General features: G+C 76.0%; 19 protein-coding genes. 5 read left to right on the forward strand and 14 right to left on the reverse strand.

Annotated elements, in window-relative coordinates; genetic code table 11:
* Positions 1-51 precede the first annotated feature (51 nt).
* The 7 genes from sucD to WDV85_RS14695 all read right to left on the reverse strand — a co-directional run bounded on the left by sucD (position 52) and on the right by WDV85_RS14695 (position 8698).
* On the reverse strand, positions 52-960 hold the full coding sequence (gene sucD / locus WDV85_RS14665; RefSeq protein WP_339571328.1) for a succinate--CoA ligase subunit alpha: 909 nt from the start codon (positions 958-960) through the stop codon (positions 52-54).
* A gap of 13 nt (positions 961-973) precedes the next feature.
* Entirely contained in the window at positions 974-2140 is a 1167-nt protein-coding gene (sucC, locus tag WDV85_RS14670; protein ID WP_339571329.1) for an ADP-forming succinate--CoA ligase subunit beta, read from the reverse strand.
* 204 nt (positions 2141-2344) lie between these two features.
* A complete protein-coding gene (locus WDV85_RS14675; protein ID WP_339571330.1) occupies positions 2345-2512 on the reverse strand; it encodes an MFS transporter small subunit in 168 nt (55 codons plus the stop codon).
* 25 nt (positions 2513-2537) lie between these two features.
* On the reverse strand, positions 2538-3929 hold the full coding sequence (locus WDV85_RS14680; protein WP_339571331.1) for an OFA family MFS transporter: 1392 nt from the start codon (positions 3927-3929) through the stop codon (positions 2538-2540).
* 441 nt (positions 3930-4370) lie between these two features.
* The gene (locus tag WDV85_RS14685; protein WP_339571332.1) at positions 4371-5252 is read right to left on the reverse strand and encodes an endonuclease domain-containing protein; all 882 of its coding nucleotides are present in this window, start codon (positions 5250-5252) and stop codon (positions 4371-4373) included.
* A 416-nt stretch (positions 5253-5668) separates the two neighbouring features.
* Complete coding sequence (gene pcrA / locus WDV85_RS14690; RefSeq protein ID WP_339571333.1) at positions 5669-8176, reverse strand: DNA helicase PcrA; 2508 nt, start codon at positions 8174-8176, stop codon at positions 5669-5671.
* A 57-nt stretch (positions 8177-8233) separates the two neighbouring features.
* Positions 8234-8698: an NUDIX hydrolase gene (locus WDV85_RS14695; RefSeq protein ID WP_171202972.1), complete on the reverse strand. Its 465-nt coding sequence runs from the start codon at positions 8696-8698 to the stop codon at positions 8234-8236.
* Positions 8699-8754: 56 nt separating this feature from the next.
* On the opposite strand from WDV85_RS14695, the gene WDV85_RS14700 reads away from it, so the two are divergent.
* The 4 genes from WDV85_RS14700 (at position 8755) to WDV85_RS14715 (ending at position 13622) form a co-directional block, all read left to right on the forward strand.
* Complete coding sequence (locus WDV85_RS14700; protein ID WP_339571334.1) at positions 8755-9318, forward strand: NUDIX hydrolase; 564 nt, start codon at positions 8755-8757, stop codon at positions 9316-9318.
* Between the two features lie 5 nt (positions 9319-9323).
* Positions 9324-10166 (forward strand): nucleotidyltransferase family protein, encoded by an 843-nt coding sequence (locus tag WDV85_RS14705; protein ID WP_339571335.1) that lies wholly within the window; start codon positions 9324-9326, stop codon positions 10164-10166.
* A 103-nt stretch (positions 10167-10269) separates the two neighbouring features.
* Positions 10270-12420: a phosphate acetyltransferase gene (gene pta / locus WDV85_RS14710; protein ID WP_339571336.1), complete on the forward strand. Its 2151-nt coding sequence runs from the start codon at positions 10270-10272 to the stop codon at positions 12418-12420.
* On the forward strand, positions 12417-13622 hold the full coding sequence (locus WDV85_RS14715) for an acetate/propionate family kinase (protein ID WP_339571337.1): 1206 nt from the start codon (positions 12417-12419) through the stop codon (positions 13620-13622). The genes pta and WDV85_RS14715 overlap by 4 nt, the downstream gene beginning before the upstream one ends.
* Here the strand turns inward: WDV85_RS14715 and WDV85_RS14720 are convergent.
* The 5 genes from WDV85_RS14720 to WDV85_RS14740 form a co-directional block, all read right to left on the reverse strand.
* Positions 13619-14143, reverse strand: coding sequence for a hypothetical protein (locus WDV85_RS14720; protein WP_339571338.1), 525 nt, complete (start codon positions 14141-14143; stop codon positions 13619-13621). The two genes, WDV85_RS14715 and WDV85_RS14720, sit on opposite strands and share 4 nt — an antisense overlap.
* 14 nt (positions 14144-14157) lie before the next feature.
* A complete protein-coding gene (locus WDV85_RS14725; RefSeq protein WP_339571339.1) occupies positions 14158-14460 on the reverse strand; it encodes a hypothetical protein in 303 nt (100 codons plus the stop codon).
* A gap of 48 nt (positions 14461-14508) precedes the next feature.
* Positions 14509-15987: a carboxyl transferase domain-containing protein gene (locus tag WDV85_RS14730; RefSeq protein ID WP_445263353.1), complete on the reverse strand. Its 1479-nt coding sequence runs from the start codon at positions 15985-15987 to the stop codon at positions 14509-14511.
* A gap of 77 nt (positions 15988-16064) precedes the next feature.
* A complete protein-coding gene (locus WDV85_RS14735) occupies positions 16065-17297 on the reverse strand; it encodes a CaiB/BaiF CoA transferase family protein (RefSeq protein WP_339571341.1) in 1233 nt (410 codons plus the stop codon).
* A 27-nt stretch (positions 17298-17324) separates the two neighbouring features.
* Complete coding sequence (locus tag WDV85_RS14740) at positions 17325-18713, reverse strand: SLC13 family permease (protein WP_339571342.1); 1389 nt, start codon at positions 18711-18713, stop codon at positions 17325-17327.
* A gap of 127 nt (positions 18714-18840) precedes the next feature.
* Between WDV85_RS14740 and WDV85_RS14745 the strand changes: the two genes are divergently transcribed.
* Positions 18841-19539, forward strand: coding sequence for a FadR/GntR family transcriptional regulator (locus WDV85_RS14745; RefSeq protein ID WP_339571343.1), 699 nt, complete (start codon positions 18841-18843; stop codon positions 19537-19539).
* Here the strand turns inward: WDV85_RS14745 and WDV85_RS14750 are convergent.
* Entirely contained in the window at positions 19536-20324 is a 789-nt protein-coding gene (locus WDV85_RS14750) for a mechanosensitive ion channel family protein (protein ID WP_339571344.1), read from the reverse strand. The genes WDV85_RS14745 and WDV85_RS14750 overlap by 4 nt on opposite strands.
* A 48-nt stretch (positions 20325-20372) precedes the next feature.
* Positions 20373-21986 carry a glutamine-hydrolyzing GMP synthase gene (gene guaA / locus WDV85_RS14755; protein WP_445263354.1) on the reverse strand — a complete coding sequence of 538 codons (1614 nt, stop codon included), beginning with the start codon at positions 21984-21986 and terminating at the stop codon, positions 20373-20375.
* Between the last annotated feature and the right edge of the window lie 207 nt (positions 21987-22193).

The following is a 22193-nucleotide window of genomic DNA, read 5'->3' on the forward strand; positions in this document are numbered from 1 at the left end:
GAGCGCCCGTCACCCCCCGGGGGTGACGGGCGCTCGCGGGAGCGGAACCGCTCAGGCGGGGAGCACCTCGCGCAGCAGCCGCGCCGTCTCCGAGGGGGTCTTGCCGACCTTGACGCCGGCGGCCTCGAGGGCCTCCTTCTTCGCCTGGGCGGTGCCGGCGGAGCCGGAGACGATGGCGCCGGCGTGGCCCATCGTCTTGCCCTCGGGGGCCGTGAAGCCGGCGACGTAGCCGACGACCGGCTTCGTCACGTGGTCGCGGATGTACGCGGCCGCGCGCTCCTCGGCGTCCCCGCCGATCTCGCCGATCATGACGACGGCGTCGGTCTCGGGGTCGGCCTCGAAGGCCGCGAGGGCGTCGATGTGCGTCGTCCCGATGACCGGGTCGCCGCCGATGCCCACGGCGGTGGAGAAGCCCAGGTCCCGCAGCTCGTACATCATCTGGTACGTCAGCGTGCCGGACTTCGAGACCAGGCCGATGCGTCCGGGGCCGGTGATGTCGGCCGGGATGATGCCGGCGTTGGCCTTGCCGGGACTGATGACGCCCGGGCAGTTCGGGCCGACCAGGCGGGTCGTGCCCTTCTCGGCCGCGTAGGCGTAGAACTCGGCCGTGTCCTTCACCGGGACGCCCTCGGTGATGACGATGGCCAGCGGGATGCCCGCGTCGACGGCCTCCACCACCGCGGCCCGCGTGAAGGCGGGCGGCACGAAGAGCACCGAGGTGTTCGCCCCCGTCTCGGCCATGGCCTCGGCCACGGAGCCGAAGACGGGCACCGAGGCGGTGCGCTCCTCGCCGTCGGTCGTCGTGAAGGTGAAGTCCTGCGACGTGCCGGCCTTGCGGGGGTTGACGCCGCCGACGACCTGCGTGCCCGAGGCGAGCATGCGCGTCGTGTGCTTGGTGCCCTCGGAGCCGGTCATGCCCTGGACGAGGACCTTGCTGCTGTCGTCGAGGAAGATCGCCATGTCAGTGCCGTCCTTACTTCGCAGCCGCGAGCTCGGCCGCCTTCGCGGCGGCCCCGTCCATGGTGTCGACGAGGGTCACGAGCGGGTGGGCCGCCTCGTCGAGGATGCGCCGCCCCTCGACGACGTTGTTGCCGTCGAGGCGCACGACGAGGGGCTTGGTGGCCTGGTCCCCGAGGATCTCCAGCGCCGAGACGATGCCGTTCGCCACGGCGTCGCAGGCGGTGATGCCGCCGAAGACGTTGACGAAGACGCTGCGCACCTGCTCGTCGCCGAGGATGACGTCGAGGCCGTCCGCCATGACCTGGGCCGAGGCGCCGCCGCCGATGTCGAGGAAGTTCGCCGGCCTCACGCCGTGCGCCTCGCCGGCGTAGGCGACGACGTCGAGCGTGCTCATGACGAGGCCCGCGCCGTTGCCGATGATGCCGACCTCGCCGTCGAGCTTGACGTAGTTGAGGCCCTTGGCCGCGGCCTTCGCCTCGAGGGGGTCGGCCGCCGCGGCGTCCTCCAGCTCGGCGTGGTCCTCGTGGCGGAAGGAGGCGTTCTCGTCGAGCGTCACCTTGCCGTCGAGGGCGATGACGTCGCCGCCCTCGGTGCGCACGAGGGGGTTGACCTCGACGAGCGTGGCGTCCTCCTCGCGGTAGACGTCCCACAGCCTCTGGAAGGCCTCGACGACCTGCTCGCGCACGTCGGCGCCGAAGCCGGCGGCGTCCGCGATCTCCTCGGCCTTGGCGCGGTCGACGCCCGTGCGGGCGTCGACGGGCACCCGGGCGAGGGCCTCGGGGCGCTCGACCGCGAGCTGCTCGATCTCGACGCCGCCCTCGACGGACGCCATGGCCAGCAGCCGGCGCTCGGAGCGGTCGAGGAGGATCGAGAAGTAGTACTCCTCGGCGATGGCGGCGCCCTCGGCGACCATCACGCGGTGCACGACGTGGCCCTTGATGTCCATGCCGAGGATCGCCTCGGCGTGCGCCTGCGCCTCCTCGGGGCCCTTCGCGACCTTGACGCCGCCGGCCTTGCCGCGGCCGCCCGTCTTGACCTGCGCCTTGACGACGACCACGCCGCCGCCCAGCTGCTCCGCCGCGTCGCGCGCCTCCTGCGGCGTCGTCGCGACGACCCCGCGCAGCACGGGGACGCCGTGCCGCTCGAAGACGTCCCGGGCCTGGTACTCGAAGAGGTCCACCAGCGATCCTCACCTCGGGGTCTGCCGCCGCCGGTCGGCGGCACCGCGGGCGACCCTATCGGCGCTGCGCACGCCCGCCCGACGCGGCGGCGGCCGGCGGCGGCTCCGGGCCCCCGCCCGGCTCGCCCGGCTCGTCCCCTCCCACCGGACGACGACGGCGGGCCGCCCCCGCAGGGACGACCCGCCGTCGCGGGGGTGCGGCGCTCAGCCGGTGAAGAGCGTGACCACGCGGCGCAGGGTCTGGACGAGCCCGTAGACGAGCGGGACGCCGACGAGCGTCCACCCGATCCCGAGCAGGGCCTTCTGGACGCCCGCGGACGGGTCGTTGCGGCCGGCGCTCTCGCGCTCCGGCTCGGCGGCGGTGCTGGACATTGGCGGTCTCCTGGTGGCGGTCGGGTCAGCGGGCGGCGGCGGGCGCGGGCGCCGCCTGGTCGGCCGGCTCGTGGAAGCGCTCGGCCACGGGCTTGATGAGCAGGTTGGCCACGAAGCCGATGACGAGCAGCACGACCATCGTCAGCAGCGCGGGGCGGTAGTCACCGGCCACGAGCTGGCCGGGCTCCCCCTGCGCGTCGAGGAAGCCGTTGACGATGAGCGGCCCGGCGACGCCGGCGGCCGACCACGCGGTGAGGACGCGGCCGTGGATGGCGCCCACCTCGTAGGTGCCGAAGAGGTCGCGCAGGTAGGCCGGCATCGTCGCGAAGCCGCCGCCGTAGAAGGAGATGATGACGAGCGCCAGCAGGACGAAGAGCGCCGTCGCGGTCTGGCCGACGAGGGCCAGCAGCACGTAGAGGACCGCGCCGACGCCGAGGTAGACCATGTAGATGCGCTTGCGGCCGATGACGTCGGACGTCGAGGACCAGACGAAGCGGCCGGCCATGTTGCCCAGGGAGAGCAGCCCGACGAAGCCGCCGGCGGCGACCGCGGAGATCGCGGTGGTGCTGCCGTCGCGGAAGAAGTCCTGGATCATCGGCGCGGCCTGCTCGAGGATGCCGATGCCCGCCGTGACGTTGCAGAAGAGCAGGATCCACAGCAGCCAGAACTGCGGGGTGCGGATGGCGTTGTTCGCCGAGACCGACGCCGTCGTCACGAGAGCGGACTGCTTCCTGGTCGACGGGTCCCAGCCGGGGGGCGCGTAGCCCGGCGGCGCGACGCGGATGGTGAAGGCGCCGTACATCATGGCGATGAAGTAGACGATCCCGAGCGTGACGAAGAGCTGCGCCACCGCGGAGCCGCTGGCCACGGAGCCGGCCGTCCCGTCGAAGTCCGCGTCGTACGCCCGCAGGAGCTGGTTCGACAGCGGGCTCGCGATGAGCGCGCCGCCGCCGAAGCCCATGATCGCCATGCCGGTCGCGAGGCCCGGACGGTCCGGGAACCACTTGATGAGCGTCGAGACCGGCGAGATGTAGCCGATGCCGAGGCCGATGCCGCCGAGGACGCCGTAGCCCAGGTAGACGAGCCACAGCTGGGTCGTCGAGATGCCGAGCGCCGCGACGAGGAAGCCGGCGGCCCAGAAGCAGGCGGCCGTGAACATGGCCTTCCGGGGGCCGCCGTGGTCGACCCACTTGCCGAGGACGGCGGCCGACAGGCCGAGCATGACGATGGCGATCGAGAAGATGACGCCGATCGACGTCAGGCTCGTGCCGAAGGTCTCGACGAGCGAGGACTTGTAGACGCTGGTCGCGTACACCTGCCCGATCGAGAGGTGGACGGCGAGCGCGGCGGGCGGGATGAGCCACCGCGAGTACCCCGGTCCCGCGACGGTGCGGGACCTGTCGAGGAAGCTGGCCATGGACGCGGACTCCTTCGTCGGTCGAGGCACCAGCTCGGGGGAGGCGGCACCGAGCGGGACGCTACAACGGTCAAGCAGCCGCGGCGGTTCCCGCGGACCGCGACACCCCGACCGTGACCGGTCCGTCACCGGCGCCACCCGTCCGGGGGCGCGTCACCCCCACCCCGGAGGGTGACGTGTGGCCATATCGCCCCCAGGCCCGCCCCCGCGAGGCGACGTGTGGCCATATCGCCCTCCCGGCCCGCCTCGGCGAGGCGACGTGTGGCCATATCGCCCTCCCGACCCGCCTCGGCGAGGCGACGTGTGGCCATATCGCCCTCCGCGCCGCCCGTGCAGGACCACGTGTGGCCACCTCGCCCGGCGCATGGGGCCCTCCTGGCGGCAGAGGTGCTGCCAGGCCCCGGCGAGCCGCACGACGTCGGCGGAGCGGTGACGGACCGCTCAGCGGGACGAGCGTCGACCGCGCTGGACGGCGCTGCGGACGGCGGCGACGACCAGCGCGGGTTCGCGGAGCATGTCCGCGGTCACGTGCACGACGCTCCAGCCGACGCCCTGGAGCGCGTTGGACCGCGCTCTGTCCCGGGCGAGCTGCTCCGGGTGCCCGTGCCAGGCGCCGTCGTACTCGACGGCCACCCGCGTGCCGTCGACAGCGAGGTCGACGCGCGCGACGAACGCCCCGTCCGCCGTCCGCACGACCACCTGCGGGGTGACGTCCAGACCAGCGTCCTGCAGGAGGAGCCTCAGACGGGTCTCGGGCGGTGACGCGGCGCGGGCGTCCGCCAGGTCGGCGGCCGCGCGGGCGGCCACCACTCCCCGCTCCCGGTGCACGGAGAGACCTCGACGGACGTCGTCGAGATCGACCAGTCCGGCGTGCGCCACCGCGTCGAGCCGCACGACCGCCTCGTCCCGAGGCAGACCCAGGGAGAGGTCGAGCGCCATCCGCAGCGGTGGGGCGCACGGCGTCGAGCCGACCGATCCCTCCGGGGCGGCGAGGGGGACGACCACCCGGCGCTGCCGCACGCCCCTCACCCGGCAGCGGTACGCCGACTCGGGGAGCACGACCTCGACGTCGTCGTCGGCGAGCAGGAGAGGCAGCCCACGGACCGTGGCCAGGGACGCACCGGTGATCATGGCCGCGGGAGGCAGGACCAGAGCGGCCGCCTCGCACCTCAGCTGGTGCGTGCGCGGCACCTCGGCGAGGGCGTAGACGCCGGGCAGCAGTCGCTGCACGAGGGGTCCGCGCAGCTGCTTCGGCGTCAACCACCCCTCCCGGACGGCCGTGGAGCCCTTGAAGACGCGTGGGAGACGTCGTCGCTGCAGCACGCGCCGAGGCTCGCGCCCTCGCCGGCGCACGCGACCTGCCCACGGTCGTCGGTGGACGAGGAGCCGGTGCCCGGCGGCTGTGGACGTCGGTCGGACACCAGCCCGCGACCGCGCGTCGGCGGGCGACCCCGTGCTCCTCGCCGTGAGGGGCGACATGGCCACGCATCGCCCCCACTGCCCGAGGCGCGAGGGCCACATGGCCACACATCGCCCCCCGAACAGGTCGCGAGGGCCACATGGCCACACGTCACCCCCGCGGGCGCTGCCTCAGGACGACATGGCCACACGTCGCCCCGCGAGAGCGGGGCGGAAGGGGGACATGGCCACACGTCACCCCCGCGGGCGCTGCACCAGGGCCACATGGCCACACATCGCCCCGCGGGAGCGGGCGGGAGCGGGCGGTGGACCCGCCCGCGTCAGAGCTTCTCGACCGGCGCGTACCGCAGCAGCAGGCGCTTGACGCCCTGGTCGCCGAAGTCGACGTGCGCCACGGCCTTGTCGCCCGAGCCGTCGACCCGCACGACCGTCCCGAGCCCGAAGGCGTCGTGCGTGACGCGGTCGCCGCCCTCCAGGTGGACGACCTCGCGGTTGCCGGGCGAGCGCACGCCGGGCCGCTGCGCGAGCCGCGCGACCGCGGGCGTCGAGGACGGCGCGACGGCGCTCGAGGCCCCGCGGCGCCACTGCAGGAGGTCGGGGGGCACGTCGTCGAGGAAGCGGCTCGCCGGGTTGTACTGCGGCTGGCCCCACGCCGTCCGGACCGCGGCGCGCGAGAGGTACAGCCGCTCGCGGGCCCGCGTGAGGCCGACGTAGGCCAGGCGGCGCTCCTCGGCGAGCTCGGTCGGGTCGGCGAGCGAGCGCTGGTGCGGGAAGACCCCCTCCTCCATGCCCGTGAGGAAGACGACGGGGAACTCCAGCCCCTTCGCCGTGTGCAGCGTCATGAGCGTGACGACGCCCTGCTCGGCGGCCTCGCGCGCCGCGGCGACGTCGTCCGGGTGCGCCCCCTCCCCCGGCTCGTCGGGGATCTCGTCGGCGTCGGCCACGAGCGAGACCTGCTCGAGGAAGTCGCCGAGCGAGCCCTCGGGGTTCGCCGTCTCGTACTCGCCCGCGACGGCGACGAGCTCGGCGAGGTTCTCCACGCGCGACTCGTCCTGCGGGTCGCCGCTGCGCCGCAGCTCGTCCACGTAGCCCGTGCGGTCGAGCACGGCCTCGAGGACGGCGGCCGGCCCGGCGCCGCCCTCGACGACGGTCCGCAGCTCCTCGAGCAGCTCCCGGAAGCGCGTGACGGCGGTGAGGCTCCGCGTGGCGATGCCGGGGGCGTCCTCGGCGCGGCCCAGCGCGGCGGCGAAGGGGAGGCGCTCGCGCTCGGCGAGCGCGGCGATCGTCGCCTCGGCGCGCTCGCCGATGCCCCGCTTCGGCACGTTGAGGATCCGCCGCAGGTTGACCGTGTCGGTGGGGTTGGCCAGCACGCGCAGGTAGGCGAGCGCGTCCTTGACCTCCCGCCGCTCGTAGAAGCGGGTGCCGCCGACGACCTTGTAGGGCACGCCCGTGCGGACGAGCACCTCCTCCAGCGCCCGGGACTGGGCGTTGGTCCGGTAGAAGACGGCGACGTCGCCGTAGCGCAGGCCCGCCTCGTCGTGGAGCCGGTCCACCTCCTCGGCGATGAACGCGGCCTCGTCGTGCTCGGTGTCGGCGACGTACCCGACGACCGGCTCGCCCTGCCCCGACGCCGTCCAGAGGTTCTTGGGACGGCGGTCGGGGTTGCGGGCGATGACGGTGTTGGCGGCGGTGAGGATCGTCTGCGTCGAGCGGTAGTTCTGCTCGAGCAGGATCGTCGTCGCGTCGGGGTAGTCGCTCTCGAACTCCTCGATGTTGCGGATCGAGGCGCCCCGGAAGGCGTAGATCGACTGGTCGGCGTCGCCGACGACCGTGAGCTCCGACGGCGGCAGGGCCGCGTCGGAGCCGTCTCCTCCTCCGCCCTCCGCGCGCTCGGCGTCGGCCCCGTGCACCGCCCCGCCGACGAGCTCGCGCACGAGGACGTACTGGGCGTGGTTGGTGTCCTGGTACTCGTCGACGAGGACGTGGCGGAAGCGCCGCCGGTAGGCCTGCGCGACGTCCGGGAAGGCCTGCAGCACGTTGACGGTGAGCATGATGATGTCGTCGAAGTCGAGGGCGTTGGCCTGCCGCAGCCGGGCCGTGTAGAGCCGGTACGCCTCGGCGAGCACCTTCTCGGCGGGCGTCCCCTCGGCCGCGACGCGGGAGGCGTACGTCTCGTCGTCGACGAGCTCGTTCTTGAGGTTGGACACCTGCGCGGTGAAGGACCGCGGCGGGTGCCGCTTGGGGTCCAGGTCGAGCTCGCGGCACACGAGCGCCATGAGCCGCTGGCTGTCGGCCGCGTCGTAGATGGAGAAGCTGCTGCGCAGGCCGACCGCCTGCGCCTCGCGCCGCAGGATCCGCACGCACGCGGAGTGGAAGGTCGAGACCCACATGGCCCGCGCGGCGGGCCCGACGAGCGCCTCGACGCGCTCGCGCATCTCCGCGGCGGCCTTGTTGGTGAAGGTGATGGCGAGCACCTCGCCGGGCCGCACCCCCCGCGCGGCGAGCAGGTGCGCGATGCGGTGCGTGAGCACGCGCGTCTTGCCCGACCCGGCGCCGGCGACGAGCAGCAGCGGGCCGCCGGAGTGGAGCACGGCCTCCCGCTGCGGCGGGTTGAGCCCCTCGAGCAGCGCCAGCGCACGGGCCGACCCCGGGCCGGTGCCCCGATCCGTGCCCGGCAGCCCGTCGCCCTCGGACGGGCTCGCGGGGGCGCCGGAGCGGCCCGCGAGCAGCCGCTCGCGCACGCCGCCGGCCGCCGTGGCGGCGCCGGGCGGGGTGCTCCCCCGCGGTCGCAGGCCCGGCAGGGGCAGGTCGTCGAAGAGGGTGCTCATGGCGCTCCCGAGGGTACGCACCGGAGCCGACGGCGGTGCTCCCCCGCAGCCGCGCCGTCAGCCCGCGGCGAGCGCCAGCCGCACCACCTCGGTGACGCCGACCGCGCCGCTCGCGAGGTCGGCCAGGGGCACCCACGCCGCCGCGTCCGAGGTCCCGCCGACGTCGAGGACGACGGGCTCGCGCTCGTCGTCGGTCTCGCCGGCGAAGACGAGCGAGATGCCGTGGAAGTCCTCGAGGCGCCCGTCGGGGGCCCGGCCGGTGAAGTGCGAGGAGCCGACGTCGAGGACGTCCCCGACGACGACGTCGAGGCCCGTCTCCTCGTGCGCCTCGCGGCGCGCGCCCTCGCGCGGGTGCTCGCCGTGCTCGAGCCCGCCGCCGGGCAGCGACCACAGGCCGGGCCGCGGCGTCCCCGGCGACAGCCGCGACAGCAGGACCGCCTCCCCCCGCCGGCACAGCACGTAGGCCGCCACGCGCTGGCGGCGCACGGCCTCCTCGTCGGTCCGCCCGGCCGCCCCGTCCACGGCCCGGGACGCTACGCCAGGGGCGGGACGTCGTGCCCGGCACCTACGCTCGCCGCATGGCTCCCGAGCACGCGACGGCGTCCGCCCCCGCCCGGCTGCGGCGCCGCGCGTACCCGCTCCTGCTCGGGGTCTTCCGGCGCCTGCCCGCCCCGCTGCGGCGCGGGCTCGTCCGCGCCGGCACGCCCGGCTTCACCGTGGGCGCGGTCGTCGCGATCGAGCACGACGGCGCGGTCCTCTTCCTGCGCCAGCCGCACCGCCAGGGCCTCAGCCTCCCCGGCGGCCTGCTCGACCGCGGCGAGCGCCCGGCCGAGGGCGTCGAGCGCGAGGTCCGCGAGGAGACGGGGCTGCGCGTGCGGGTGGGCCTGCCCGTGGCCACGCAGGTCAACGCCCGGGTCCGCCGGGTCGACGTCATCTACCGCCTGCGCGTCGACGAGCGGCCGCAGGTGCGGGTCGGCGGCGAGGCCCAGGACCACCGTTGGGTGGCGCTCGCCGACGTCGGCGAGGCGGACGACTCCACCCGCGAGATCGTCGACCTCCTCCGCCGCGCCGAGCAGCCCGGCTGCTACGACGGCGAGGTGCTGGCGGCCGCCGGGGAGCCCGGGCGCCCGCACCGGGGCTGAGCCCCGTGGTGGCCGACCGGGCCGGGGTCGTGCTGGCCGCCGGCGCGGGCACGCGCCTGCGGCCGCTCACCGACCTGCGGCCCAAGGCCCTGTGCCCCGTCGGCGGGCGACCGCTGCTCGAGCACGCCCTCGACCGGCTGGCCGACGCGCTGCCCGGCGCGGCGGCAGCCGCGCGGGAGCACCTCGCCGTCAACGCGCACGCCCACGCCGACCAGGTGGAGGCCTTCGTGGCGCGCGGCCCCGGCGGGCCGCGGGCGCACCTGGCCCGCGAGGCGCCCGAGGCCCTCGGGACGGCCGGGGCGCTGGGCGCCCTGCGCGGCTGGCTCGACGGGCGCGACGTCGTCCTCACCAACGCCGACGCCTGGCTGCCCGCGGGCCTCGACGGCCTCCTCGACGGGTGGGACGGCGAGCGCTGCCGGCTCCTCGTCGCTCCCGTCGACCCCGCGAGCGGGGACGGCGGCGACCCCCTGGGCCCTCCGGGCGAGGAGGGCCCCGCTGTCCGGTACGTCGGCGCCTGCGCGCTGCCCTGGCGCCTCGTGCGCGACCTCGCGCCCCGCCCGAGCGGGCTGTTCGAGGTGCTGTGGCGCGCCGAGCGCGACGCCGGGCGCCTCGAGCTGCACGCCACCGACCAGGCCGCGGTCGACTGCGGCACGCCCCGGCGCTACCTCGCCGCGAACCTCGCGGCCTCCGGCGGGCGCAGCGTCGTGGGCGCGGGCGCCCGCGTCGAGGGCGAGCTCGTCCGGTCAGTCGTCTGGGACGGCGCCGTGGTCGACGCCGGCGAGGTCCTCGTCGACTGCGTCCGCGCGGGCGGCGCCGACCACCGGCTCACCGTCGGCGCCGGGGGCTGACCGCCCGCACGGCGGGACCGTCGTCCTCGCGCCGGGCACGCTCGCGTCCCGACCGGCCGTGCTGCGCCTGCAGCCCCGCGGCCGACCCCCTAGCGTCGGGCGGGTGGGCAGCCTCTACATCGCCTCCGTCGAGGGCGAGACGCGCAAGTCGACCGTCGCGCTCGGCGTGCTCGCGGCCCTGCGGGCCCGCGAGGGCCGGCGGGTCGGCGTCTTCCGACCGCTCGTGCGCGCCGACGCCGGCCGCGACGACGTCCTCGACGTGCTCCTGTCCGAGCTCGCGGACGGCGGCGAGGTCGACGACGAGACCTACGCCGCGAGCGTCGGCGTGGGCTACGAGGACGTGCGCGACGACGCCGACGCCGCGCTCGACGAGGTCGTCGCGCGGTACCGGGCGCTCGCGGCCCGCTGCGACGAGGTCATGGTCCTCGGCAGCGACTACACCGACGTCGCCGGCCCCACCGAGCTGGCGCTCAACGCGCGCCTGGCCGCCGACCTCGGCACCCCCGTGCTCCTCGTCGTCAAGGCGCTCGGCCGCAGCCCGCGCGAGGTGCGCGCCGTCGCCGACGTCGCCCGCGACGAGGTCGTCGCCCAGCACGCCCAGGTGCTCGGCGTCGTCGCCTCCCGCGCGGACCCCGACGGCCTCGCCGACGTCGTCGCCGCGCTCGAGCAGCCCGGCCGGCGCGACGACCCGCCGCTCGTGCCGGCCTTCGCCCTCCCCGAGGACCGCCTCCTCACCTCCGTCGGCGTGCGCGACCTCGTGGCCGCCTGCGACGGGCGCCTCGTCCTCGGCCCCGACGCGGCCCTCGACGAGCGCGCCGGCGGCCTCGTCGTCGCCGCCATGTCGATGCCCCACGCGCTGGAGCACCTCGAGGAGCGGGCCGTCGTCATCGTCCCGGGCGACCGCAGCGAGGTCGTGCTCGGCCTCATGACGGCGCACGCCTCGACGACGCTGCCGCGCCTCGCGGGCGTCGTCCTCACCGGCGGCTTCGCCCTCCCGCCCGTCGTGACGACCCTGCTCGAGGGCCTGGGCGAGGGCCTCGGGGGCGACCTGCCCGTCGTGAGCACCGACCTCGGCACCGTCGAGACCGCCGCCCGGCTCCTCGCCGTGCGCGGCCGCCTCTCGCGGGGCACCGAGCGCGCCCGCGAGCAGGTGCGCGCCGCGCGCGACCTCTTCGCCGCCCACGTCGACGGCGCGCGCCTCGTCGCGCTCGCCGACGAGGCGGTCGTCGACGTCGTCACCCCCCGGGCCTTCGCCGCCGAGCTGCTCGAGCGGGCCCGCAGCTCCCGCGTGCGGGTGGTGCTGCCCGAGGGGCTCGAGCCGCGCGTCCTCCTGGCCGCCGCCGAGCTGCTGCGGGACGGCGTCGTCGACCTCGTGCTGCTGGGCCCCGAGGAGGAGGTCCTCTCCCTCGCCGAGGAGGTCGGTGCCGACGTGGCGGGTGCGCGGGTCGTGGACCCCCGGGCGTCCCCGGACCGCACCCGCTACGCCCAGGAGTACGCGCGGCTGCGCGCCCACAAGGGCGTCACGCCCGAGGCGGCGGAGGAGCTGCTCACCGACGTCACGCGCTTCGGCACGCTGATGGTCCACCTCGGCGACGCCGACGGGATGGTCTCCGGCGCCGTCCACACGACGGCCGAGACGCTGCGCCCCGCCTTCGAGGTCATCAAGACGGCCCCGGGGCGCGACGTCGTCTCGAGCGTCTTCCTCATGTGCCTGCCGGACCGCGTGCTCGTCTACGGCGACTGCGCCGTCAACCCCGACCCCGACGCCGACGCTCTGGCGGACATCGCCGCGAGCAGCGCCGACACCGCCGAGGCCTTCGGCGTCGAGCCGCGGGTGGCGATGATGAGCTACTCGACGGGCGGGTCGGGCTCGGGCGCCGGCGTCGAGAAGGTCCGCCGCGCCACCGCGCTCGTGCGGGAGCGGCGCCCCGACCTCTCGGTGGAGGGGCCCATCCAGTACGACGCCGCCGTCGACGTCGGCGTGGCCCGCACCAAGCTGCCGGACTCGGCGGTCGCCGGGCGGGCCACGGTCTTCGTCTTCCCCGACCTCAACACGGGCAACACGACCTACAAGGCGGTCCAGCGCAGCGCCGGCGCCGTGGCGATCGGCCCGGTGCTGCAGGGGCTGCGGCGGCCGGTCAACGACCTCTCCCGGGGGGCGCTCGTGCGCGACATCGTCAGCACCGTCGTCATCACGGCCGTGCAGGCCCAGGTCCAGGCCCAGCAGGAGCGGGAGCAGGAGGTGGGCGCGTGAGCGGCGTGGTGCTCGTCCTCAACTCGGGGTCCTCGAGCGTCAAGTACGAGCTCGTCGAGGTCGCGGACGACGGCTCGGGCCGCTCCCTGGCGGCGGGCCTCGTGGAGCGCATCGGCGCGGGCGGCGGGCGCCTGCGCCACGACGGCCCCGGCGGCCGCGTGGAGACCGGCGTCGACGTGCCCGACCACACGGCCGCCCTCGACGCCGTCGTCGGCGCCTTCGCCGAGCACGGCCCGGACCTCGGCGCGGCGGGCCTCGTCGCCGTCGGCCACCGCGTGGTCCACGGCGGGGACCGCTTCTCCGCCCCCGCGCTCGTCGACGACGACCTCGAGCGCGCCGTCGACGAGCTCTCCTCGCTGGCGCCGCTGCACAACCCCGCGAACCTCGAGGGCATCCGCGTCGCGCGGCGCGCCGTGCCCGACGTGCCGCACGTCGCGGTCTTCGACACGGCCTTCCACGCGACCGTGGCGCCCGCCGCCCACACCTACGCCCTCGACCGCGACCTGGCCCGGCGCACCGGCGTGCGCCGCTACGGCTTCCACGGCACGTCGGTCGCCTCGGTCGTCCCCCGCGCCGCCGAGCTGCTCGGACGCCCCGCCGAGGACGTCGCCATGGTCGTCCTCCACCTCGGCAACGGGGCGTCGGCGACGGCCGTCCTCGGCGGCCGCAGCGTGGAGACGTCGATGGGCCTCACCCCGCTCGAGGGCCTCGTCATGGGCACGCGCCCCGGCGACGTGGACCCGGGTGCGCTGCTCCACCTGCTCCGCGAGGGCGGCCTGTCGGTCGACGAGCTCGACCGGACGCTCAACCGCGGCAGCGGCCTGCAGGGGCTGACGGGCGCCTCGGACGTCCGCGAGGTCGTCGAGCGCGCCGCCGGCGGGGACGCCGACGCCGACCTCGCCCTCGACGTCCTGGCGCACCGCGTCCGGCACTACCTCGGGGCCTACGCCTTCGCGATGGGCCGCCTCGACGCCGTCGTGCTCACCGCCGGCGTCGGGGAGAACAGCGCCGAGGTGCGCCGCCGGGCGCTCACCGGGCTCGAGGGCTTCGGCGTCGTCCTCGACGAGGAGCGCAACGCGACCCGCTCGGGCGACGCGCGGCGCATCTCGCCGGACTGGTCGCCGGTCACGGTGCTCGTCGTCCCCACCGCCGAGGAGCTGCAGATCGCCCGCGAGGCGCTCGCCGTCGTCGGCGCCGGCTAGCGAGTCTTCGCGATCCTGACCGAACCGCCCGCGAGACGCAGGAAGCGCGCGTAGGTCGGGTCGACCCCACGGCGCAGCGAGCCGAGGCGCTCGAGCGCGTCGTCCGCGTCGCGGACGACCGCTCTGGCACTCCTGCGATCGAGGTCGTAGGAGTGCTCGTCGTCCGCCAGGTGGCGCAGACCCTGCAGCGTGACGAAGCTCTCACATGCCCGCACGAGGTCCTCGTGCGACGAGGCGAGCAGGTCTTTCAGAGGAACGGGACCGGCACGACCCAGGACCGCTTCAGCGAGGGCACGGACGTCCGTGTGGGCGGACCAACGGGCGGTGCGGAGCGCGTCATCTGTCGGCGCACCTGCGATGTCTCCGTCCACCAGCATCTGCGCTGCACGACGAGTCATCTCGTGGAAGACCGCGTAGTAGGCACGTGAGACCCCGGACCGCAGGTCGACCGTTCGAGGACGCCCTGCTTTCGCGTTCAGACCGACGAGCCGCTCGGCCTGTCGCAGCAACTCCTGGGGCACGAGAGGACGTGCAGTCACACGTCGTCCTCGTCGGATGGCGCGTCATCCGGGTCACCCGACGCCAGGACCACGACGACGTCACCCTCGAACTCGAGGTCCGCGACTCTCTGCCGGACCCTCTGCCGGACGCGGTAGGCGGCATCAAGGTCCCAGTCCGCGCCACCCGTCCCAGCGATGTTGACCAGGACGTACAGCGAGGACCCGCTCGGCCCGTCTCGGATCTCGCCCCGGACGGACTCGACGGGCAGCTCAGGGTCGGTGACGACGTCCGGAGCTTGAGCCAGGCGGTCGAGAAGAGTCTCTGCTGCTGGCGTCATGGACGGACTCCTTCGGTCGGCGTCTCGAGGGAGACTAGTCCCGGCGACTCAGACGCTGCGCCCCAGGCGCCGGTACCGCTCGTGCCGCGCCGCGAGGCGCTCCTCGACGGGCACGGCGGCGAGCCGGGCGATCTCGGCCTCGACGACGCGGGCCACCCGGCGGCAGAACTCCTCGGGCTCCGCGCCGGCGTGGGGCCGCTCGGGGACGACGACGTCGACGACGCCGTCGCGCACGAGGTCGGCCGCGCGCACCCCCTGCTGCTCGGCCATCTCCGCGGCGTGGTCGACGTCGCGGTGGACGATGGCGCTCGCGCCCTCGGGCGGCAGCGGGGAGAGCCAGGCGTGCTGGGCGGCGACGACCCGGTCCGCCGGCACGAGGGCGAGCGCCCCTCCCCCGGTGCCCTGCCCGAGCAGCACGCTGACGACGGGCGTCCGGAGCGTGGCGAGCTCGGCGAGGCACCGGGCGATCTCCCCGGCGAGCCCGCCCTCCTCGGCCTCCACCGACAGGGCCGCGCCGGGGGTGTCGATGACGGTGACGAGCGGCAGGTCCAGCTGGTCGGCGAGCGCCATGCCCCGGCGCGCGGCCCGCAGCGCGGCGGGACCGAGCGGCGCGTCCGGCGTCTGTCCCCGCCTGTCCTGCCCGAGGAGCACGCACGCCGCGCCGCCGAGGCGGGCGAGCGCGAGCAGCAGGCCGGGGTCGCTCTCCCCGGCGCCCGTGCCGTGCAGCGGGACGACGTCGCGGGCGCCGTAGCGCAGCAGGCGCCGGATGCCGGGGCGGTCGCCGCGCCGCGAGAGGACCACCGACTCCCAGGCGGGCACGTCGGGCAGCCGCGCCACCTCGGCGGCCGGCACGGCGTCGTCCGCCTCGAGCACGGGCGCGCCGGTGGGCGCCGGGGCCTGGAGGACGCTGAGCGCCCGGTCCGCGACGTCGGCGAGCCGCTCGTGGGGGACGACGGCGTCGACGAGGCCGTGCGCGTGGAGGTTCTCGGCCGTCTGCACGCCCGCCGGGAACGGCTGGTCGTACAGCGCCTCGTAGACCCGCGGCCCGAGGAAGCCGACGAGGGCGCCGGGCTCGGCGACCGTCACGTGCGCCTGGCTGCCCCACGAGGCGAAGACGCCGCCGGTCGTGGGGTGGCGCAGGTAGGCGAGGTAGGGCAGGCCGGCGGCCTTGTGCGCCGCCACGGCCGCGGAGATCTTCACCATGGTGAGGAAGGCGACCGTGCCCTCCTGCATGCGCGTGCCCCCCGACGACGGCGCGGCGAGCAGCGGCAGGCCCTCGGCCGTGGCGCGCTCGACGGCCTCGACGAGCCGGTCGGCCGCCGCGACGCCGATGGAGCCGGCGAGGAAGCCGAACTCGCCGGCGACGACGGCGACCCGCCGCCCGCGCAGGTGCCCCTCGCCCGTGACGACGGCCTCGTCGACGCCCGAGCGCTCGGCGGCGCGGGCCCGCTCGGCGTCGTAGGCGGGGGTGCTGCGCGGCTGCGCCGGCGGCGCGTCCCACGAGCGGTACGTGCCCTCGTCGAGCACGAGCTCGAGGAGCTCGCGCCCGCCGCGCCGCGGGGGCCGGGCGTCGGCGCCCGGCCGGTCGGTGCCCCCGGCTGGGCTCACGCGCCCTGCTCGCGGTGCGCGTCGCCGTCGGGGCTCTTCCCGTCCAACCAGGCCCGGACGGCGTCGCCGTCCCCGTCGAGCAGCGGCGGCGCGCGGTGCTCGCGCCGGGTCGTCTCCGCGCCGTCGGCGTCGAAGAAGCGCAGCGGCGGGCCGGGGAGCGTGACCGTGCCCAGCGTCGCGTGGTCGACGTCGACGAGCAGACCCTGGCTGGCGGTCTGCTCCCAGGTGTAGACCTCGTCCATCGTGCGGACCTTCCCGGCGGGGACGCCGATCTCGGCGAGCCGCGCCAGCAGGTCGGGCGCCGACCAGGACGCGAAGACCTCCTCGACGAGCGTGACGACCTCCTCGCGGCGGGCCACCCGCTCGGGGTTCGTGGCGAAGCCCTCGAGCGCCGGGTCGAGGCCGAAGCCGTCGCAGAAGCGCTTCCAGAGCCCCTCGCTGCCGACGGCGATCTGCACCGAGCCGTCCGCGCAGCGGAACAGCCCGTAGGGGCTGATGGACGGGTGGTGGTTGCCCTGCGCGCGCCCCACCTCCCCCGCGACCGTCCACTTCGTGCCCTGGAAGGCGTGGACGCCGACGACCGAGGCCAGCAGCGACGTCCGCACCACCTGGCCGCGCCCGGTGCGCTCACGCTCGAGCAGCGCGGCGAGGACCCCGTGCACGCCGGTCATGCCGGCGAGGAGGTCGGCGATCGGCGTGCCGACGCGCTGGGGGTCGTCCGGTCCGGACCCGGTGATCGACATGAGCCCGGCCTCGCCCTGGGCGATCTGGTCGTAGCCGGCGCGCCCGCCCTCGGGCCCGTCGTGGCCGAAGCCCGTGATGGAGAGCACGACGAGCCGGGGGTTGAGCTCGAGGAGGCGCTCCGTGCCGAAGCCGAGCCGGTCGAGCACGCCGGTGCGGAAGTTCTCCAGCAGCACGTCGGCCCGCTCCACGAGGGCGGTGAGGTAGCGCCGTCCGTCGTCGGACTTGAGGTCGAGCGCGACGGACTCCTTGCCGCGGTTGCACGACATGAAGTACGTCGACTGCCGGTCGCTCCCGTCACCGGGGCCGCCCTCCGGCGCGACGAAGGGCGGCCCCCAGCCGCGGGTGTCGTCGCCGCCGCCGGGGGTCTCGACCTTGACGACGCGGGCGCCGAGGTCGGCCAGCACCATGCCGGCGTGCGGCCCGGCGAGCGCGCGGGTGAGGTCGACGACGAGGGTCCCGGCGAGCGGGCCGGCGGGGTCGGGCACGGGGTCCTCCGAGGGGGCCTGTGGTGGTCAGGACGTCGGGACGATGAGCACGAGCCAGGTCACGAGCGGCGCGACGACGACGAGGCCCATGCCCAGCACCATGAGCGAGCGGAAGATCTTGTCGCGCATGGCCGGCTCGGAGTTCGCGACGACGAGCGCGCCGTTCGTCGAGAAGGGGCTGCAGTCGACGACCGAGCTCGAGATGGCGAGGGCGACGACGAGGCCGACCGTGCCGACCTCGCCGGCGAGCAGGAACGGCACGGACAGCGGGATGAGGGTGCCGAGGATGCCGGTCGTCGAGGCGAAGGCCGACACGACCGCGCCGATGAAGCAGATGATGAGCGCCGCCAGCAGGGGCGTGCCGAAGCCCGCCACGGAGTCGCCGAAGCGGTCGATGGTGCCCTGCTCGTCGAGCAGGTTGACGTAGGTGACGATCCCGCCGATGAGCAGGACGGTGCCCCAGCTCACCTTGTCCACCGCGCCCTTGGCCGACCCGGGGAAGACGAGGGTGAGCACCACCGCCACGGCGAGGGCGGTGAAGCCCACGTCGAGGCGGAAGACGAGCGCGAGGACGGCGAGGAGCACGAGGCCCGCGAGGGTCAGGCCCCGCTGGGCGTCGAGCTGGGGCGCCGGGGTGTCGTCGGCGCCGGCGTCGGCCTCGTCGCGGCGCCCGCCGCTGGAGCGCAGCCGCTCGCCGCGCTCGACGAGCGCCTGCGGCGTGCCGGTCACCGGCGTGCGCGTCGCGGCGCCGCTCGCCGCCATGGCCGAGGAGGACAGGTCGGCCTGGACCGCCGACCGGTCCAGGCGACCGCCGTCGAGGTCCCGGTTGCGGTAGACGAGGTAGGCGATGACGCACATGACGACGGCCGTGACGAGGCTGCCGAGGAAGAGCTGCAGCGGGAAGGGCTCGAAGTCGTTGGTCCGGACCACGCCGTTGGTGATGACGCCGAAGACGCCGATGGGGCTGAAGCTCCCCGCGGTCGCGCCCTGGACGACCATGAAGCCCATGAGGACCGGGTTGATCCGGTTGCGCACGGCGAAGGACATGGCGACCGGGGCGATGATCGCCACGGCGGCCGGGGTCACGGCGCCGATGGCCGTGATGGCGCCCGCGACGACGAACATCGCCCACGGGATGAGGGAGACGCGGCCGCCCACGGCGCGCACCGCGGCGTGGACGAGCCAGTCGACCGTGCCGTTGTTCTTCGCCAGCGCGAAGAGGTAGGTGACGCCGACGAGGATGACGAAGAGGCTCGCCGGGAAGCCGCCGAGCACCCCGTCGGCGTCGACGCCGAAGACGGTCGTGCCGACGACGAAGGCGGCCACGAGCGCCAGGGCGCCCATGTTGATGGGCCGGATCGTGGCCACGAGGAAGACGGCGGCCAGCACGAGCAGGCCGATGAGGTCAGCGGACACGGGCAGAGCACCTCGGTTCGACGGTGAACGACGGTGGGTGGATCACGCCCTCCGGGGTGGCGCAGTGGCCTAGCCTCTTGTCCAGCGATGCTGGTGTCAACGACCGGCGCTCCCCGAGGAGGTGCTCGTGGCACCCGAGGACGGACCCGCCCCCGGACGCCCCCGCGCGGCCCGGGCCCCGGCGGCGGCGCTCTCCCGCCTGCGCCGCCCGCGGCTCTACGAGCAGCTCGCCGACCACATCACCGCCTTCATCGAGGCCCAGGGGCTCTCCCCCGGCGAGCGGCTGCCGCCCGAGCGGCTCCTCGCGGAGCAGCTGGGCGTGAGCCGCGCCACGCTGGCGCAGGCGCTCGTCGCGCTCGAGGTCCGGGGCGTCGTCGACGTCCGGCACGGCGAGGGCGCCGTCCTGCGGGAGGCGAGCGCGGCCTCCGAGCTGGACGCGGCCCTCGCCGCCCACGGCCCCGACGAGCGCGACCTGGCGGACGCGCGCGCCGCCGTCCTCGGCGCCGTCGCCGCGCTCGCCGCCGACCGGGCGGGCGCCGACCAGCGCGCCGCGCTGGCGGGTGCGCTCGAGGGGGCCGGCTCGCAGGGCGTGCCGGCGACGGCGGCGGCGCTCGTCGTGGAGGCGGCCGACTCCCCGACCCTGGCGCGGCTGGCCCTGGCGCTCGCGCCGGGCGAGGCCCCCTTCGGACCGGGCCTGGAGGGCGTGCTGCGCGCCGTCGTCGACGGCGACCCGGTGGCCGCCCGCCGGGCGGCGGGCGGCGTCGGGAACGAGCCGGACGCACCGGCGGCGTCGTCCTCACCGGACGTCCCCGGACGGCGCGGCTAGCCCGCAGCCGGTGCGGCGCGCCCGTGCGGCCGCTGCTCCTGCGCCTCCGCCGGCTCCCCGTCCGCCGCCTCGTCGTCGCTGCCCCGCGCGGCCCCCCGCGCCACCGGGTCGTCGACGGGCGGCAGCGGCCCGTCCGGGGCCGACGGCCCGATGACCGCGCCGAGCACGCCGGCGTTGGGCACGCGGACCACCCCCTCGGTCGTGCGCAGCACGAGGTGGGTGAGCGTCGCGCCGACGACGCGGCCCTCGAGCAGGCCGCCCGTCGTCCCGCCGCGCAGCCGCAGGAGGTCGCCCGTGCCGTAGGGCCGCGTGAGCAGGAGCACCAGTCCGGCGAAGACGTTGCCGAGCACCTGCTGCAGCGCGATGCCCAGCACGACGCCGGTGAGGGCGCCGCCGAGCAGCAGCGCGCGCAGCGGCACCTGCAGCGCGTCGAGCACGAGCAGCACCGAGAGCACCGCGCCGACGGCGAGCACCGCGTTCTGCACGGGCACCGCGGCGGCCTCCCCGCCGCGGCGGCCCGCCGCCGCCGACAGCCCGGCGGACGCCGCCCGCACGAGGGCCACCAGGGCGAGGGCCAGCACGACGGCGCACGCCACCTGGACGGCGCGCTGCGCCCCCGAGCCCTGCAGGTCGCCCGCGGCGGCCGCGACCACCTCGGCGGCCACGGCGACGGCGGCGGGCACGACGTAGCGCCATGCCCGGGGCGCTCGGCGGGGCGCCGCCGCGGGCGCCGCGAGCGGCTCGTCCGGGACGCCGGCCGCCGCCGGGACGGGCCTCACCGGCACCGGCGCTCCCCTCCCGCCGGTACCGGCGCCGTGCTCGTCACCGGGTGGTCACTCCCACTCGATGGTGCCAGGCGGCTTGCTCGTGACGTCGAGCACCACGCGGTTGACCTCGTCGACCTCGTTGGTGATGCGCGTGGAGATGCGTGCGAGCAGGTCGTGCGGAAGCCGCGACCAGTCGGCGGTCATGGCGTCGTCGGAGCTCACGGGCCGCAGCACGACGGGGTGGCCGTAGGTGCGCCCGTCCCCCTGGACGCCGACCGAGCGCACGTCGGCGAGCAGGACGACGGGGCACTGCCAGATCGAGCGGTCGAGGCCGGCCTCGGTGAGCTCCTCCCGCACGACCGCGTCCGCCGCGCGCAGCGTCTCGAGCCGCTCGCGCGTGACCTCCCCGATGATGCGGATGCCGAGGCCCGGGCCCGGGAAGGGCTGGCGCCACACGATGGCGTCGGGCAGCCCCAGCTCCGCGCCGACGGCGCGCACCTCGTCCTTGAAGAGGGTCCGCAGCGGCTCGACGAGCTCGAACTGCAGGTCGTCGGGCAGCCCGCCGACGTTGTGGTGGCTCTTGATGGTCGCGGTCGAGCTCGTGCCGCCGTGGACCGCGCCACCGGACTCGACGACGTCCGGGTAGAGCGTGCCCTGCACGAGGAAGCGCACCTCCTCGCCCTGCTCGCCGGCCTTCGCGACGAGGTCGGCGGCCGCCCCCTCGAAGGCGCGGATGAACTCGCGGCCGATGGCCTTGCGCTTCTCCTCCGGGTCGGTGACCCCGGCGAGCGCGCGCAGGAAGGCGTCGGCGGCGTCGACGACGACGAGGTCGATGCCGGTGGCCTCGACGTAGTCGCGCTCGACCTGCTCGGCCTCGCCGGCGCGCAGGAGGCCGTGGTCGACGAAGACGCACGTGAGCTGGTCACCGACGGCGCGGTGCACGAGGGCGGCCGCGACGGCCGAGTCGACCCCGCCGGACAGGCCGCAGACGACGCGGGCCGAGCCGACCTGGGCCCGGATGCGCTCGACCTGCTCGTCGATGACGCCCTCGGTCGTCCAGTCGGCCGGCACGTCGACGCCGCGCAGGAAGTTCTCGATGACCTGCTGGCCGAACGTCGAGTGCTTGACCTCGGGGTGCCACTGGACGCCGTAGAGGCGGCGCTCGTGGTCCTCGAAGGCCGCGACGGGGGCGCCGGGCGTCGAGGCGGTGACGGTGAAGCCGGGCGGGGCGCTGCGGACGGCGTCCCCGTGGCTCATCCACACGCTCTGCGTGGCCGGCTGCCCGTCGAGCAGGACGCTGCGGCGGGCGGCCGGGGTCTCCTCCACGGGCTCCAGCGCGGCGTCGGTGCCGCCGTACTCGCGCAGGCCGGTGCGCGCGACGTCGCCGCCGAGCGCCTTGGCCATGGCCTGGAACCCGTAGCAGATGCCGAGGACGGGCACGCCCGCCTCGAAGAGGCCGGCGTCGACGAGCGGGGCGCCCTCGGCGTAGACCGACGCCGGCCCGCCGGACAGGACGATGGCCGCGGGGTCGCGGGCGAGCAGCTCCTCGACGCTCGAGGACGCCGGCACGACCTCGGAGTAGGAGTCGGCCTCGCGCACGCGGCGGGCGATGAGCTGGGCGTACTGGGCGCCGTAGTCGACGACGAGCACAGGGCGGGCGGTGCGCTCCCCCGCCGGCAGGCCGTCCGGGGGCGCGCCGGCGGCGACGGCCGCGCCCGGCTCGGGCGTGCCGGCCGGCGCCAGCGGCTCGGCCTGCTGCGCGCTGGGGGCGTCGTCGGGGCCCGGGGCGCCCGGGTCGGCGGCGCTCGGGTCGCCGGTGGCCTCACGGGTGGGCTCGCTCACGCGCGCCAGGCTAGTGGCCGCCGGCGACGGCGCCGCCGCCGCTCG

Source organism: Pseudokineococcus sp. 5B2Z-1, from assembly GCF_037482305.1.
GTDB lineage: Bacteria > Actinomycetota > Actinomycetes > Actinomycetales > Quadrisphaeraceae > Pseudokineococcus.

Excerpts from the sequence above, each read along its gene's own strand:
- sucD (WP_339571328.1), bottom strand. The coding sequence starts at position 960 with ATGGCGATCTTCCTCGACGACAGCAGCAAGGTCCTCGTCCAGGGCATG.
- WDV85_RS14675 (WP_339571330.1), bottom strand. The coding sequence starts at position 2,512 with ATGTCCAGCACCGCCGCCGAGCCGGAGCGCGAGAGCGCCGGCCGCAAC.
- WDV85_RS14680 (WP_339571331.1), bottom strand. The coding sequence starts at position 3,929 with ATGGCCAGCTTCCTCGACAGGTCCCGCACCGTCGCGGGACCGGGGTAC.
- pcrA (WP_339571333.1), bottom strand. The coding sequence starts at position 8,176 with ATGAGCACCCTCTTCGACGACCTGCCCCTGCCGGGCCTGCGACCGCGG.
- WDV85_RS14700 (WP_339571334.1), top strand. The coding sequence starts at position 8,755 with ATGGCTCCCGAGCACGCGACGGCGTCCGCCCCCGCCCGGCTGCGGCGC.
- WDV85_RS14725 (WP_339571339.1), bottom strand. The coding sequence starts at position 14,460 with ATGACGCCAGCAGCAGAGACTCTTCTCGACCGCCTGGCTCAAGCTCCG.